15 protein-coding genes are annotated in these 15,728 nt (G+C 61.0%); 4 read left to right on the top strand and 11 right to left on the bottom strand.

Translation table 11 applies throughout. The features are described 5' to 3' along the window. Positions 1-31 precede the first annotated feature (31 nt). Both WOB96_RS06435 and WOB96_RS06430 read left to right on the top strand, forming a co-directional pair. Complete coding sequence (locus WOB96_RS06435; protein WP_341370461.1) at positions 32-1,735, top strand: hypothetical protein; 1,704 nt, start codon at positions 32-34, stop codon at positions 1,733-1,735. Next, positions 1,732-2,940: an HAD-IIIA family hydrolase gene (locus tag WOB96_RS06430; RefSeq protein ID WP_341370460.1), complete on the top strand. Its 1,209-nt coding sequence runs from the start codon at positions 1,732-1,734 to the stop codon at positions 2,938-2,940. Before WOB96_RS06435 ends, WOB96_RS06430 begins: the two co-directional genes overlap by 4 nt. A gap of 61 nt (positions 2,941-3,001) precedes the next feature. Here the strand turns inward: WOB96_RS06430 and WOB96_RS06425 are convergent, their stop codons facing one another. The 11 genes from WOB96_RS06425 to WOB96_RS06375 form a co-directional block, all read right to left on the bottom strand. Beyond that, positions 3,002-3,334, bottom strand: coding sequence for a four-helix bundle copper-binding protein (locus WOB96_RS06425; RefSeq protein WP_341370459.1), 333 nt, complete (start codon positions 3,332-3,334; stop codon positions 3,002-3,004). 288 nt (positions 3,335-3,622) lie between these two features. Further along, positions 3,623-4,354 (bottom strand): ZIP family metal transporter, encoded by a 732-nt coding sequence (locus tag WOB96_RS06420; RefSeq protein WP_341370458.1) that lies wholly within the window; start codon positions 4,352-4,354, stop codon positions 3,623-3,625. Positions 4,355-4,420: 66 nt separating this feature from the next. Continuing rightward, a complete protein-coding gene (locus WOB96_RS06415; RefSeq protein ID WP_341370457.1) occupies positions 4,421-4,996 on the bottom strand; it encodes a YqaA family protein in 576 nt (191 codons plus the stop codon). Positions 4,997-5,090: 94 nt separating this feature from the next. Then, a complete protein-coding gene (locus tag WOB96_RS06410) occupies positions 5,091-5,627 on the bottom strand; it encodes a c-type cytochrome (protein WP_341370456.1) in 537 nt (178 codons plus the stop codon). A 128-nt stretch (positions 5,628-5,755) separates the two neighbouring features. Then, positions 5,756-6,682, bottom strand: a complete 927-nt coding sequence (locus WOB96_RS06405) for a cation diffusion facilitator family transporter (protein WP_341370455.1) — start codon at positions 6,680-6,682, stop codon at positions 5,756-5,758. A gap of 14 nt (positions 6,683-6,696) precedes the next feature. Further along, positions 6,697-7,023, bottom strand: a complete 327-nt coding sequence (locus WOB96_RS06400) for a P-II family nitrogen regulator (RefSeq protein ID WP_341370454.1) — start codon at positions 7,021-7,023, stop codon at positions 6,697-6,699. A gap of 50 nt (positions 7,024-7,073) precedes the next feature. Continuing rightward, positions 7,074-10,172, bottom strand: coding sequence for an efflux RND transporter permease subunit (locus WOB96_RS06395; RefSeq protein ID WP_341370453.1), 3,099 nt, complete (start codon positions 10,170-10,172; stop codon positions 7,074-7,076). A gap of 13 nt (positions 10,173-10,185) precedes the next feature. Then, a complete protein-coding gene (locus tag WOB96_RS06390) occupies positions 10,186-11,400 on the bottom strand; it encodes an efflux RND transporter periplasmic adaptor subunit (RefSeq protein ID WP_341370452.1) in 1,215 nt (404 codons plus the stop codon). 17 nt (positions 11,401-11,417) lie between these two features. Continuing rightward, complete coding sequence (locus WOB96_RS06385) at positions 11,418-12,755, bottom strand: TolC family protein (RefSeq protein WP_341370451.1); 1,338 nt, start codon at positions 12,753-12,755, stop codon at positions 11,418-11,420. Positions 12,756-12,832: 77 nt separating this feature from the next. Continuing rightward, positions 12,833-13,195, bottom strand: a complete 363-nt coding sequence (locus WOB96_RS06380; protein ID WP_341370450.1) for a hypothetical protein — start codon at positions 13,193-13,195, stop codon at positions 12,833-12,835. 90 nt (positions 13,196-13,285) lie between these two features. Then, positions 13,286-14,146 (bottom strand): cation efflux transmembrane domain-containing protein, encoded by an 861-nt coding sequence (locus WOB96_RS06375; protein ID WP_341370449.1) that lies wholly within the window; start codon positions 14,144-14,146, stop codon positions 13,286-13,288. Between the two features lie 105 nt (positions 14,147-14,251). On the opposite strand from WOB96_RS06375, the gene cadR reads away from it, so the two are divergent. Next, a complete protein-coding gene (cadR, locus tag WOB96_RS06370; protein ID WP_341370448.1) occupies positions 14,252-14,665 on the top strand; it encodes a Cd(II)/Pb(II)-responsive transcriptional regulator in 414 nt (137 codons plus the stop codon). Further along, positions 14,662-15,645 carry an arsenic resistance protein gene (locus tag WOB96_RS06365; protein WP_341370447.1) on the top strand — a complete coding sequence of 328 codons (984 nt, stop codon included), beginning with the start codon at positions 14,662-14,664 and terminating at the stop codon, positions 15,643-15,645. Before cadR ends, WOB96_RS06365 begins: the two co-directional genes overlap by 4 nt. Positions 15,646-15,728: the final 83 nt, after the last annotated feature.

Below are 15,728 nucleotides of genomic sequence, written 5' to 3'. Positions count from 1 at the left end.
TGCGCGGTTCTGGCCGCTCCTGAGCGCTGCCATGCTGATTTACCGCGAATCTTCCCGCCAGATCGACCCTGCCGCCAAGCTTGCAGGCTTGCGAGAGGACCTGATGCAGACCGGGCACCCTAGCCCTGAGCAGGCCACCCGCTGGCTCATTGATTTCGGGATGCTGGAGGCGGCGGTGGTGGACGCCCGCTGCCCCGAGCGCGACGCCAATTCACACTGGCTGCAGGCTTGGCGGGATGCTGCCCTGGCTCTGGGGCGGCTTTTTGCCGCTGGCACCGATCCGCTGCTGGGAGAACAGGTGCCGGCTGCCCTGGCTGCCTGCCGGCAATCCCTCGTTGTACTTGCTGAGCAGGAATTACCCGCAGTGGTGCAGGTGCGCGAGCCGGAGGGTTACGCCTATTACGCGCTCTACCCGCAAAGCTATCTGCTCGCCGCCCAGCGCTTCCTGACGGAGCAGCGACCCCGCTCGGTGATTTGTATCGGCATCCGCTCCATCGGCACGAGCCTCTCGGCAGTGGTGGGTGGCGCCCTGCAGGCCGCAGGCGTGCCGGTTGAGCTGTTCTCAGTGCGCCCGCGGGGCCACCCCTTCTCGCGTGAACTGCTGCTGGATGCTGACCTTGCGGATCACTGGCGGGCGGCGCGTGACCGCCATTTCCTGCTGGTGGATGAGGGGCCGGGGCTGAGCGGCTCGTCTTTTGCCGGCAGCACCGAAGCCCTCTCAAGGCTCGGGATTCCCGATGATCGCATCGTTCTGTTCCCAAGCTGGTTGCCTGATGGCGGGCAGTTCTGCTCGGATCTGGCCCGCGCGCGCTGGCCGCGCCATGCCAAGTATTGCGTGAGCTTCGAGGAGGCAGATCTGGCCCGTCAACTGCTCGGCGATAACCTGCGCGATCTCTCGGGTGGGGGCTGGCGCAAGCTGGTTTATGGTGACGCGGTGGATTGGCCGGTGGTTCAGCCCCAGCATGAGCGGCGTAAATATCTCGACGCCGATGGACGCTTGTGGAAATTTGCTGGGCTCGGTGAACCGGGCGAACGTGCCCTTGCGCGCGGGCAGGTGCTATCAGAGGCGGGCTTGATCCCGCCGGTGCTTGAGCTGCGCCAGGGTTTTCTGGCCAGCAAATGGCTGGCAGGCCGGCCGTTGCGTGCGGTGGATTATGATCGCCAGTTTGCCACCTGTGTGGCTGAATATCTCGCCTTTCGCCGCCAGGCCTTGCCGCTGGCAGGTGGCGCGGATTTTGAGGAGCTTCTGACCCTGATCCGGGTGAATGTCGCTGAGGCCTTTGGCGAATCCGGGGCCGAGCGCTGCGAATCCTTGCGGGGTTTCGAGTCTCTCGTAAAGGATGCGCCCACAGTCGCGATAGATGGACGGATGATGCCGCATGAGTGGCTGCGGACCAGTTCCGGCTTTCTCAAGACCGATGCGCTGGATCATACTGAAGATCACTTCTATCCGGGCCCGCTGGACATCGCCTGGGATCTGGCAGGCTGCGCCCTGGAGTTCGGGCTGGATGCTCCGGCTTTGGCAAGCCTGGCGCGGGATTATGCGCGACGAGCCGATGATCCTGACATTTTGCGCCGGCTGCCTTTTTATCAACTCGCCTATGCCGCTTTTCGCCTGGGTTATGCCACCCTGGCCACACAGGCCCTGCAGGGCGATCCGGAAGGCCTGCGCTGGTCAGATGAGGTCTTGCGCTATGGCAAGGCAGTGCAGAACGCACTGGCGCTTTGTGCATGAGCACGAACGCACGCATGGATGGCTGGCTTGCGAATATGCGCCTGTTCATCTTCGATGCTGATGACACCCTGCGCCGGACTATCGTGCCCGGCAAGCCCTGTCCGCACCGGCCGGGAGAATGGGAACTCTTGCCCGGCGTGGCGGCTGTGCTGCGGGCCATCCCCTGGGACCCGGACGGGCCTTTTCTGGGCATTGCCTCGAATCAGGATCAGGTGGCCTATGGCTGGTTGAGCGCGGCCATGGCGCAGCGACTGCTGCGGGACATGATGCATGAGGCCGTCGGCGAGATCCGCCCCCGGCCCTGTATCCGCTTTTGTCCCCATGCGCTGGAAGTGGATTGCGACTGTCGCAAGCCTGCACCGGGCATGTTGCAGTCGATCATGGCGCATTTTGGTGTGGGGGCGGGGGAGACGGTTTTCGTCGGCAATGCAGAGACTGATCGCGAGGCGGCAGCGCGGGCGGGGGTGGGGTTTGCATGGGCCTGGGAGTTTTTTGAAGGAAATCTTCCCGCTGTCCTCCGGTCTAATCCTGTATCCAGCAAGCAAAAGGAATCCGCCATGCCATTCAGGGACCGAATCGAGGCTGCCCATAAACTCGCTGAGAGGCTTGTCGAATATCGCGGCAGGAACCCTCTGGTGCTGGCCATTCCACGCGGCGCCGTGCCGATGGCTGCAGTGATTGCCGAGGCGCTGAACGGTGAGCTGGATGTGGTGCTGGTGCGTAAGCTCGGTGCGCCGGGCAATCCGGAGTTCGCCATCGGCTCCGTGGATGAGAGCGGACGCGTGACACTGAACGAGGTTGTCCAGCGCTACAATATCAGCTCGGCCTATATCGCTGAGGAGGTGGCGACGCAGAAGGAGATCATGCTGCGGCGTCGGACGGCGTACACGCCCATCCGTCCGCCCATTGATCCCGCCGGACGCACCGTGATCATCGTGGATGATGGCATTGCTACCGGGTCGACGATGATCTCGGCGCTGGAATCCGTGCGCGCGAAGGGACCAGAAAAGCTCATAGCAGCCACGGCTGTGCTACCGGCGGATACTGTGCGCCGCCTACGGAATCATGCGGATGAGTTGGTCTATCTGGAAGCGCCAATGGACTTCGGCGCGGTGGGCCAGTTCTTCAGGCATTTTGATCAGGTTGCTGATGAAGAAGTCATCGAGACCCTGAAGCAGCGCGGGCGAGGCCCCGGGCTGGCCTGAGCCAGAACGCCGCGAGAGGCCACGGCCTGGATGCTCCCCTCTAACGTGACTGTGGCTTGTTTCAGGCAGTCATGGACCGGCAGGCCTCTGCGCAGCGGCGGCAGGCCTCGGCACACTCGCGGCAGTGATCATGATGCTGATGCTTTCCGCATTCCGCGCCGCAGGCATCACAGATAGCGGCGCAGAGCGCGGTCAGGCGCTGGGTGAAGTGGCTGTCACGGGCGATCCACTGGGCGGTGAGCGCGCAGATGTCAGCGCAGTCGCGGTCGAGGCGAATACACTCGGTCATCTTGGCGACATCGGGCTCATTGAGGCAGGCATTGGCGCAGTGCTCACAGGCGGCGACGCAGGCATTGAGGACTTGCAACAGTTCCTGATGGGCTTGATGGGCCATGGAAATCTCCTCTGTCAAAAACTTGACGGAGTAACAGGGTAGGAGGTTCGCCCTGATATGCCTATCCGGCCTGGGGCGGAGCGCAGCTCAGGCTGGTTCAAGGCCAAGCCGGGCCTGGAGAGCCGGACGATCCAGTTGCCTGGGTTCGCGGATGAATTCGAGCGCATGTCGGCTATGTGTTTTCTTCATGGGCAATTCTGAATCAGGCAGTCTGCGGGAGTTTTGCTCCTGGTCCAATCCGCCGAGGGTTCCGTAGGAACTCTCGGGCTTGTCCACTAAGCGGCTTTTTCAGACTGCCATTCCCAGTTCCAGAAAGACGAGAAAGCCCAGAAAGAAGGCTGCCGTCAGCCAGGGTGTTTCCGGGACCTCATGTGCTTCCACCAGCAGCTCCTCGGTGACGAGATACAGTAGCGCCGCGCTACCGAAGGCGAGCACGCCGGCCAGAATCGGCCCTTTCAACCCCCCCAGAAGCAGTATCCCGATACTGGCGCCCAGAGCGACCAGGCCACCGAGCAAGAGAGTAACCCCAACGACTCTTGCACGTGCCACGCCAGCCTGGATTTGGCTGCTAGCGGCTGACAGGCCCAGGAAAAGCAGTTCGAGCGTCAGTGCAAAGGTGAGCATCTTGCCCTGTTCCGCACCGGCGGCGAAACCCACCCCGATCAATAGCCCGTCAATGAATACATCAATGGCGACGGTCGCCACCAGGCCTAGCGGACTGGCCGTACCACCTGCTGGCAGCACTGTCTTTGCTCCCAAGCGTGCAGTCAATGCCTTCATGCCCAGCATGAGCAGCACCCCCAGCGCAAAACCGACCATGACAGCGAAAGGCGCATGCTCACCAACCAGTTCCGGCAGCAACTCCACCGCAATGGCGGCAAACACCACCCCGGCCGCGAAATGCTGGATGGCGCTGGTCAGGCGGGGGCCTGGCGCTCGGAAGATGGCGGCAATACCACCAAGGATCATGAAGGCGACTGGCCAAAGAATGTAGCTGAGGGTAGTGGAAAGCTCGTTCACGTAACTTCCTCCAGGTAAGTTGGCCAACTCTGGGTAAATCAGTGGAAGATGTTCCGACAGCTAAACTTATCCATACCTGAGCGCGATGAAGGCAAGCAAGGCAAGCATCACCGTCGCCCAGCCGATCCGGTCGATGTAGAGTCTTAACTTGGCTTCCATGGGCGCGCCGCCCCATTTCATCAAACCGGCCACCATGAAGAACCGCGCTCCCCGGCCTATGGTAGATGCGATCAGAAAGGGGAGAAAGGCCATGCCGATCACCCCGGCCGCGATGGTGAACACCTTGTAGGGGATGGGCGAGAAGCCGGCGATGAAGATGGCCCAGAAGCCCCATTTGTCGAACCAGTCATTCGCCTGCTGGTACTGGCTCCAGTAGCCAGCGTCACGGATCAGGGGTTCGATGACATCGAAGGCGAACATGCCGAGCAGATAGCCAAAGGCGCCGCCAAGCACCGAAGCGACGGTGGTGAGCAGCGCGTATCTCCAGGCTTTCCCGGGTTGCGCCAAGGCCATCGGCGCGAGCATGACGTCAGGCGGAATCGGGAAAAACGAGGATTCGGCAAAGCTGATGCCGGCCAGATAACGCGGTGCGTGCGGATGGACGGCCCACTGCATCACCTTGGCGTAAAGGGTCGAAAACACGGCGGCTCCTCTGGGGCGGGCAAAAAGCCCATCATAGCAAAGAGGGGCTCGCGGCCAGAAAACAAGGATCCCCTCTCAGCCGCGGCACCGGCATTCAGCCCGCTTGCGGAAAGCCCGCGCGCAGATAGCGGATGATCTGCCAGCGCTCGGTGTTGGACAGTACGCCCTTGAAAGCGGGCATGGCCGAACCGACCGGCGCGCCGCCTTCCGAAATCGTCCAGAAGAGATAGGGGTCATTGGCCATGGGAGAGCGAACAAACCTGGCGATATTTGCCGGTGGCGGATTCAGATCGCGCCCAGCGGGGCCATTGCCCAGCCCCTGAGGCCCATGGCAGGTCGCGCAATTCGAAGCGAACAGCCGGCCTCCGGCACGGATGTTGTCCGCCGTGGCGGGCAGGGGATTGCTGGCGTCGCGATAGGCCGCCGGGATGCCATTGCGCATCACGTACTGATGCCGCAGCATGCTCGGCATGCCGCTCATACCTCCCATCCCGCGGTTCATGCCGTTCATGGGTATGTCATGCATCATGGCAGCCGCAGGCGCACCGCCGCGCCAAGAAAAAGGTCCAAACAGAAACATCCCGCCGATCAGCAGCAAGAGCAGCGCAAATACGATGATGCCTATCCGCATTTCATACCTCCTTTTGGTGATGGAGCGCGGGCGACAGATTGAACGAAAGGAGACTGATCCCCGGTTGTTAATCTGATCCTGAACTTTATGAAAGGCCGGATCGAAATGAACACGGCCGGGCCGGAACTTCATACGCAATGCTCTGGTGCCTGTTGGCAGGATTGCTGGGAACCGCCAACTTCAATTTGTAAGGTAAGGTGCTGGATCTTAAAGCGCCGCTGCATCTTTTCGGCGGCATCGGACAAAAATGCATCGCCCGGATGCCCGGCCGGGCAGACTAGATGCGCAGTCAGTGTCCATTCAGTCGTGCTCATGGCCCAGATGTGCAAGTCATGGACCTCTGCCACACCCGGTAGGCCGGCCAGGAAGGCCTTTACCGCGCCTGGATCCACCCCCTTTGGCACTGCCTGCAAAGCCAGCCCCAGTGACTCGCGCAGCAGTCCCCAGGTACCTGCCAGAATGACCACAACAATCGTGAGACTGATAGCCGGATCAAGCCATAGCCAGCCCGTCGCAAGAATGCCAATGCCCGCGAGCACGACCCCCAAGGATACACCGGCATCCGCAGCCATATGCAGGAAGGCGCCACGGATGTTCACATCATGTTTGCGGCCTGCCATGAACAGTAAGGCTGTCACGGTGTTGATCACCACTCCCAGTGCAGCCACAGCAATGACAGTTATTCCGTTCACCGGTTCGGGATGTCCAAATCGCTGGATGGCCTCCCAGGCGATGGCACCAATGGCTATCAACAGAAGAATGGCATTGAACAGTGCTGCCAGAATGGTTGAGCTACGCAGCCCATAGGTAAAACGTTGAGAAGGGATGCGTTTGGCCAGGATGCTGGCACCCCAAGCCAGCAGCAATCCCAGTACATCGCTCAGATTATGGCCGGCATCAGCCAGCAAGGCCAATGAGTTCGACAGTACGCCAAAAACGGCCTCTGCCACGACAAACCCAAGGTTCAGCGTTACCCCGATAGCGAAGGCGCGCCCAAAGTCGGCTGGAGCATGGGCATGCCCACTTGCATGATCGTGGCTATGGTTGTGTGCCATTTTTTGTCCTTAATTTACATTACATACGGGCCAGTGATCGTTACCGCCTTGAGCACATCCGTGACGTACACCACGCCGGCCTGGTCCTGACCAGTGCGGCCGACACGCGCAATGATTTCCACCAGACGGTCCGCTTGATCGTCCTCGCACAGAAGTTGCAGTTTGGATTCCACAATCACTTCCTCGGCGATTTCCAAGGAGTAATGCCGTTCCTGGGGATCAATGCGTTTCAGCAGTCCTTTGACATCCACGACGCTGACATTACGGCAGCCAGCGCCTTTGATAGCTGCAACAACATCTGCAATCCGATGGCTGTGAATGAAGGCGTTAATCTCTTTCATGGATCCCTCCAAAATGAGTGTGGGCGGCCTTGGAGCCGCCCGATGTAGTACTACCCGTTCTGCTGGTTCTGCTGTTTACGCTCCTTGCGCAATTCCACCCATTCATACATCAGTGGCAGCAGGAGCAAGGTCAGCGCGGTGGAGGTAAACAGCCCGCCCACCACCACTGTCGCCAGGGGCCGCTGGGTCTCCGCTCCCACGCCTGTGGACAGCAGCATGGGAATGAGGCCGAGGATGGCCACCGATGCGGTGATCAGCACCGGTCTCAGCCGTAGCGCCGCCCCCTGACGCACCGTCTCACGTATTGAATAGCCTTGCCGTCGCAAGTCGTTGAGGAAGGTTATCAGTACGATGCCGTTGAGCATTGCCACACCAAACACCGCGATGAATCCGATGGCCGAGGGCACCGAGACGTATTGCCCGGTGACAAAGAGCCCGACCACACCGCCGATAATGGCGAAAGGTACATTGGCGATGATGAGCGTGGCATAAGTCAGCGAGTTGAAGGCCGTGTAGAGCAGGATGAAGATCAGAGCGATGGTCAGCGGCACGATGATGGCGAGCGTAGCCATGGCGCGCTGCTGGTTCTCGAAGGCGCCGCCCCACTCGATCCAGTAGCCGGCCGGCATTTTCACCTGCTGCTTGATCGCAGCGTCGGCATCCTGCACGAAGCTGTTGACGTCGCGCCCTTTCACGTCCATCTGGATCACGGCATAGCGTTGCAGGGCCTCGCGCCGCACGAAGGAGTAGCCTTCATCTTGGGTGATGGTTGCTACTCTCGATAACGGCACGATCACTCCACCCTGGGTTCGCAGCGGAATGTTCTGAATGGCGGCAATGTTGCTGCGCGCCTGCGGGTTGAGCCAGACCACGATGTCGAAGCGCTTGACGCCATCGATCAGTGTGCTGACCGCCTTGCCGCCGATCCCTGCCTGCACCACTTCCATCACGTCATCGGCGTTGACGCCAAAGCGGGCCGCGGCCTCACGATCGACCCGGATGATCAGTTGCGGCTTGCCCTTGTTGGCCTCCAGGGACAGATCCGCCACCCCCGGCACTTTCTCCAGGGTGGTCTTGAGCTGATTGGACAAACGGTCCAGAGTCGTCAGATCTTCGCCATAGAGCTTCAGGGCCAGGGTGGCACGCACGCCCGAGATCAGTTCCTCGACGCGCATCTGGATCGGCTGGGTGGCGCCGATCACGGCAGTCGGCACCACCTTTTCCAGGCGCTTCTGCATCTGCTGGCTCAGATCCGGAATGGCGATGTCGCTTGGCCATTGATCTTGCGGCTTCAGATCAACCAAAATTTCCATGTAGTTGACGTCTGCCGTCTCACCCTTTTCCGCGCGCCCGATCATGGCAATCGCTGATTTGGTCTGCGGAAACTGCTTCAGCGTATTCTCTATGCGCTCGGAAATGCGGATGGATTCATCCAGACTGGTGGACGGAATGCTGGTCACCCGGAACATGATGCTGCCTTCCTGCAGGGTCGGCATGAACTCCTTGCCAAGGAAGGGAAAGATCCCGATCGACATGACGAGCAGCACCAGGGCACCCCCGATCATGGATTTTTTATGATCCAGGGCCCAATCGAGCAGGGGCAGGTAGGCCTTTTTCGCCCATCGCACCACAAAGGTATCCTTCTCCTCCTTGGGCTTGAGAATCAGGGCCGCCAGCACCGGGATCAGGGTCATGGTCAGAAAAAGCGAGCCGAGCATGGCGAAACTGATGGTGAAGGCCATTGGCTTGAAAAGCTTGCCTTCCAGTCCCGTGAGCGAAAACAGCGGCAGGAAGACCACGATGATGATCATGATGGCGAAAGCGATCGGATTCATCACCTCGCGTGCCGCTTCCAGGATCACGTGGGTCTTGTTGACCGTCTTGCCCACCTGATGCCCCAGCAGGCGAAAACTGTTTTCCACCATCACCACCGCGCCATCCACCATCATGCCGATCCCAATGGCAAGACCCGCCAACGACATCAGGTTGGCCGAGAGCCCGGTCTGCTGCATGAGAATGAAAGCGATCAGCATGGCCAGCGGCAGGGCAATGATCACCACAATGGCGGAGCGGATCTCCCCGAGGAACAGGAAGAGCACGATAGCGACCAGAATCGAGCCTTCGATCAAGGCCCGCTCGGCGGTGCCGACCGCCTTTTCCACCAAGGCGGTGCGGTCGTACACCGGGTTCACGGTAACCCCTGCTGGCAGGGCCTGCTTGACCTGGTCCAGCTTGGCCTTGACCGCATCCACCACGTTCTTGGCGTTTTCGCCCATGCGGGCGAGCGCCATGCCGAGCACGACTTCCTTGCCGTCCTTGGTGACAGCGCCAAAGCGCAGGGCCGGTGCCTCCGTCACCATTGCCACATCACGCACATAGACGGGCGTGCCCTCGCGCTCAGTGACCACGATGTTGCCGATGTCCTGTGAGTTGCTTACCAGACCCAGCCCACGCACCAGGTATTGTTCCTGCCCCAGGTTCACGTACTGGCCCCCGACCTGGCGGTTGTTGGCCATGATGGCTTCCATGACCCCCTTGTAGGTCAGGCCGTACTTGATGAGCTGCTGGGGATTGATCAGCACCTGAAACTGCTTTTCCTGGCCGCCCCAGGACATCACATCGTCCACACCCGGAGCGGTACGCAGCACCATGCGCACACTCCAGTCCTGCAGGGTGCGCAGATCCATCTGGGTAAGCTTCTTGTCAGCCGCTTCCACGGTATACCAGAACACCTGGCCCAGCCCCGAGGTGTTTGGGCCAAGTTCCGGCTCACCATAACCCTGCGGGATCCGGCCGCGCACTTCCTGCAATTTCTCGGACACCCGCTGGCGGGCGAAATAGATGTCCATGTTGTCCTTGAAATATACCGCCACATAGGACAGGCCGAAGAGCGAGACCGAGCGGATTTCCGCCACGCCCGGCAGACCGGCCATGGCGGACTCTACCGGGAAGGTCAGCAGCTTTTCCACATCCTCGGCGGCAAGCCCAGGGGATTCGGTGTAAATGTTGACCTGCACCGGCGTGACATCGGGGAAGGCGTCCACCGGTACTTCCCGCCAGGCCTTCACGCCCAGGCCGATAATGACCAGAAATCCCACCAGCACCAGCACCTTGTAGCGCAGGGAGAGATCGACAATTTTATTTAACATGTCATTTTTCCCTTCAATGCTCGTCGCCGATCTGTGACTTCAGCATGCGTGCTTTCAGTGCGTAGGCACCGCTGACGACCACCTGCTCACCTGCTTTGAGCCCGGACTGAATGGTGGTCTGGCCCCCGAACTTATCGCCGGTTTGTACCGCACGCGCCTCGAAGCCCTTGCCCTCGGCCACAAACACGCTTGGCTGGCCTTGCAGCAGCACCACGGCATCGTCGGGTACCTGGAGCACCTGCTTGCGGGCTGGCGTCTCGATGGCGACGCTGGCGAACATGTTCGGCCGCAGGCGGCCATCCGGATTCGCTACCTCCACCCGGGCCTTGACAGTGCGGGTTTCCGGATCCATGGCGGGGCTGAGGTAGCTGATCCGGCCTTTGAATGTCTCACCGGGATAGGCCGCGACCGTAACACTGGCGGGAGAGCCGGGCTCGAGTTTGCCGAGATCCTTTTCATATATATCCGTTTCTATCCACAGTGTGGACAGATCCGCCACGGTGAAGAGGGGCTGATCCGGTCCGGCGAGCTCGCCGATCACGGCCTTCTTCTCGATCACGGTGCCGGCGATGGGCGCTGTCACGGGTACCACCGAGGGCTCGCCATTGCTATTGGCGGTCACCCCATAGGTGTGCAGCCGTTCGCGCGCGGCGCGCAGGTTGGCCTGGGCCTGCTGCAGGTCGGCGCGGGCTTTGAGGTAATCCTTTTGCGCCACGATTTGTTGTTTGTAGAGCCGTTCGGCACGCTCGAAATTTGCCTGGGCAAGCGAGAGTTCACTTTGTGCCTGCTGGTAGGTCGCACGGGCCTGACCGGCCTCGACACTGTTGACGGTGGCGAGAACCTGCCCCTTTTTGACGCGATCACCGAGATTGGCAGTGACGCGCGTCAAGCGGCCAGGGATGAGCGGCGCTACATGCGCCAGCCGGTTCTGGTTGGGCTGGATGGTGGCTGTGGCGGTGATGTGTTCACTGACATCACGTTCTTGCACCAAGGCCGTGCGCAGGCCCGCCGTTTGAGCTTCATCCGCGCCGAGCTGGATGAGGTTTTCGGCCGGGTGGCCGGCCTGGTCGAGCGCTTTTTTCTCGGTTGGCTGCTCGGCCGAGGCCTTCTCGGGGCTTTCCTGTTTTTTCCCGCAAGCACTCAGGGTCAGGACCCCAAGCATGATCACCATGGCAAGGCGGCGGGAGACCGGTTTTGCGGTGGTTGAGGATGCTGAATTTCTGTTCATGGAATGATCCTGTTAGCTTATTTGGCTTGTACTGTTGCCGCGCCTGGGGCGGGCATGGATGACTGTTGAGCCTCGGGCCAGCCGGAGGCTCCCTGCAGCGCCATCTGGGTCAGGCGCAGATCAGTCTGGGCATCCAGAAGATCCCGCCGGCTGTCCAGTACCTGCCGGTTTACCAGCAGAAGCTGCAGGAGGCCGATCTCGCCCTCGCGATAAGCGATACGTGACAGGCGCTGGTTTTCTTCCAGTTTGGGCAGCACAGTGCTATTGAGCCGTTCCACGCGGGCCACCAGATTCTCCCATTGTTGCCACAGTGCCTGGATCTGGGCGCGGGCGTCACGATCCAGCGCCCGCGCGCTGATCTCGCGTTGGGTCAGCTCGGCCTGGGCGCGACCGATGCCGGTGGCATTGCGGCGGAACAGAGGAATGGGCACGCTGACATTGACGCCAAGCAGCGTGTCGTCTTGAAAGGCAGAGCCCTCCCGGCCATAGCGGAGACCTACCGTGACATCCGGTATCACGGCAGCGCGTTCCAGCCGCAGTAGCCCGCGTGCTTCTTCGAGCCGATGGGCGGCTGCCTGCAAGTCAGCGCGACTATTCAGGGAGCTCAGCACTTGGTTCAGGGAGTAGCGGGGCAAGGGAGCATCCAGCGTGCCCGTCACTTCCGGCAATGCTGCGGGTGGTAATTGCAGCAGAGCGGCCAGATCAGCCCGGGCCTGGACCAGCTGTCCCTGCAACAGGAGAACCTGATTGCGCGCCCGTTCTGCTTCGACCTGGGCGAGATTGGTGTCGAGCCGGGTATCCGCGCCGGCGGCGAAACGTTTCTGGACCGCATTCGCTGCGCCTTCAATGAGCTCCAGAGTCTGGCGCTCCATGCTGATGCGTGACTGGAGACTCAAGACCCGGAAGAAACGTTGCGCTACAGCCAGTCGCAACTGGCGTTGTGCGTTGCGGATATCTTCCTGGGTGGCCGTAAGATTCTCGCTGGCAATCCCGCGGCGCAGCCCCTGCTGACCGGCAGTCTCGAAAGTCTGCGCGATACCCACGCTCCAGTCGCGGGTAGTAACGCTCTGGGTGGGGTCCGGGATCTGGCGTCTGAAGACATCTCCAGAAATGGCGGGGTTATTCCAGAATAGCGCGCGGGCATCCCGTAACTGGCCCTGGGCTCCCAGCAGATTGGCCTGTGCAGCCTGGAGGTCGGGGTTGGCTGTTTCCGCCCGCTGCCAGGCCTGTTCCAGGGTCAGGGGCTCTGCGCGTGCAAAAACGGAAAAAAGGACAAGAGGGATCATCATGGCCAGGCGATAGACCCAGCCGGACGCCAAAGATATGGCGCCGCTACAAGCAATGCGGAATTTCACGTTGACTCCTTCGCCAAGGCGTACGGAATCGGCCTAAACAGGCCTACGTACGCCGGATTCAATCCACAGGGTGGGACTTAAATCCGGGCGAGGAGTCGGGGAGGGCGAAGCTGCGTGCCGGGAGCTGGCAGGGGGAAGGTGGACAGCGGTTCAGTAAAGGCTTCGCTGGGGTGGGGCGCCAGGACAAGGGAAAACCCCTGACTGACTTCACCCTGGAAATGGGTCAGAAGGTGGCAACCATGATTGCAGGGTGTCGCATGGGCCTGGGCGGCTGCTTCCGCTCCCAGATCAATGGAATCCGGGATGTTTATCGATGCGGTGATGCGCTGTGATTCGTGCATCATGTCTTCAAGGATCGCGCGGTCAAAAGCCCAGCCGCTCGTGCTGATCAGGAAAGCGATCAGCAGGAAGACAACATGAGTCCGGGCGGGTATGCGCATTTTTTTATTTTAACTCGAAGTCTTCTGGCTTGTACAGACGCCGATCTGGGCAGCCTGGGACTGCGGGCTGGTGGCCAACGCTTTCTTGAGTCATGCCTTCAAGGCCAGAATACGCCGGGCGCCGTTGAGCACGATCAGGCCGATCAGGGCGCCGATGATGAGATCCGGATAGCGCGAGCCGGTCCAGGCCACCAGAATGCCGGCGATGATGACGCCGATATTGGCCAGCACGTCATTGGCGGTGAAGATCCAGCTCGCCTTCATGTGCACCTCGCCCTTGCGGTGACGCGCGATCAGCATCAGCACGCCGATGTTGGCGATCAGCGCCAGGGAGGCCATGCCGATCATCAGCAGTGATTCGGGTTCGCTGCCTAAGACAAAGCGGCGCGCCACTTCAACCAGCACCCCAAGAGCCAGAACGAGCTGGATCAGGCCCGACAGATGCGCGGCCCGCAATTTCAGTTGCTTGCTGCGCCCCACGGCGTACAGCGAGAGGCCATAGACGGAGGCATCGGCAAAGTTATCGAGGGAATCGGAAATCAGGCCGGCGGAATGCGCGAAAAGCCCCACAGTGATTTCAATCGCGAACATGAGCGCATTGATGCCCAGCAGCACGCGCAGGGTGCGGGCTTCCTGCGCCGCTCCTGCACCCGCGCCCAGGTCTTCCATGATCATTTCCACGCCGGGTGCGGCGGCTTCTGTGTGCTGCAGGGATGCGCCCAGATTGAGGGTCGCGAGTTTCGCGGCAATCGGCTCGGCCGCACCCTCGTGGATGACCTGCAACTGCCGCTTCGACAGGTCAAAGGACAGCCCCTGAACCCCGGGGGTTCCGTCCAGCGCCAGGCGGATCATGCGCTCTTCGGAGGGGCAGTCCATTTTGGGGATGGCAAAGGTGCTGATCGACAGGTCCTGCGCATGGGGAGGATTCGAGCTGCCCGAGCTGTCTTGCATGGCGGAACCTCCTGTCCAGATAATGATGGATTCCGAGCTATTGAAAGCCCTATAGTGACTATAGGGTCAAGACCCATGGCCTGATACCAAAGCCGGAGAGAATGGATGCGCATTGGTGAATTGGCACAAATGACGGGCGTCGGTGTCCCCACCCTTCGCTTTTACGAACAGCAGGATCTGCTGGCATCGCCGGGCCGGCAGGAAAACGGCTACCGCACTTACACCAAGCGGCATGTCGAACAGATCCTTTTTATCCGCCGCTGCCGGACGCTGGGCCTGTCGCTCGAAGAGATCCGCAGGCTGCAAAGCTATCAGGATGAGCCATATCGCTCCTGTGCGGCCATCAATGCCATGCTTGATGCACACATCCAGCAGGTTCGCTCGCAGATGTTGGCCTTGCAGGTCCTTGAAGCGCAGCTCGTTGGACTGCGAGCCCGTTGCGACGACAAGCGTCAGGCTGCGGATTGCGGAATCCTTTCAGGAATCAATGACGGAATGGCTGGCAGGGCGGGCTCGTGAATATTCAGAATATCAGGGATATATTGGAGAACCACCAGGTCGGGATCTACTTCGGCGCGATCGTGGGGGCAATCCTCATTGCGCTGCTCCTGCCCGGCACGACTGCGCTTTTGAGCGGCATCAATCCCGCGCTGGCCTTGATGCTGTTCGTGACCTTCCTGCAGGTCCCCATCGCAGAGCTCGGTCGGGCTTTCACGCGGGTCCGCTTTTTCGCCGCGCTGTTCACGGTGAATTTCATCATCCTGCCGCTTCTGGTGGCGAGTCTGGTGCAGTTCCTGCCGGCGGATCCCATGATCCGCTTCGGCGTGTTGCTCGTTCTGCTCGCGCCGTGCATCGACTATGTGGTGACCTTCTCCCATCTGGGACGCGCCGATGCCCGCCTGCTGCTGGCGGCGACACCTGTCCTGCTGATCCTGCAGCTCCTCCTTCTGCCGGTCTATCTTGGCTTGTTCCTGGGGGATGCGGCCGCCCAGATCATACAGATTGGGCCCTTTGTGCATGCATTCTTGTGGTTGATTGCTGTTCCGCTCGTGCTCGCCGCCCTGATCCAGCTCTGGGCGGCAGGGAGCCGGATCGGGAAGCGGATGTCCACGGCGCTCGGCCTGCTGCCAGTGCCGGCGACGGCCCTGGTGCTGTTCCTGGTCATCGCTTCGGTGCTGCCACAACTGGGGACCGCCGTTGATGCGGTCCTGAAAGTGGCGCCCATCTACATTGCATTTGCGGTGCTCGCGCCCTTGGCCGGCTGGTTTGTCGCCCGCATTTTCCGGCTGGATGCGCCGGCTGGTCGATCGATTGCGTTCAGCGCCGCGACCCGGAACTCGCTCGTGGTCCTGCCGCTTGCCTTTGCTGTACCGGGGGCGATCCCGGTTCTGCCCGCCATCATCGTCACCCAGACCCTGGTGGAGCTGACCAGCGAGCTGGTTTATATACGGCTGCTCGCCAAGCTTGGCGGCGCCGAGCCGGCCTTGCAGGTTCCCTGAGATGAGCATCGCCTGCTGGCTGATCACCCCGTCAGTGACCTGCCCCAGTCTCTCCAGCTCTTGATCTCATGCTGATTCATCTC

This window comes from Thermithiobacillus plumbiphilus, from assembly GCF_038070005.1.
In the GTDB taxonomy this organism is placed as follows: Bacteria; Pseudomonadota; Gammaproteobacteria; order Acidithiobacillales; family Thermithiobacillaceae; genus JBBPCO01.
Note: the sequence above shows the minus strand (reverse complement) of the source record. Positions and strands in the feature narration are given on the sequence as shown.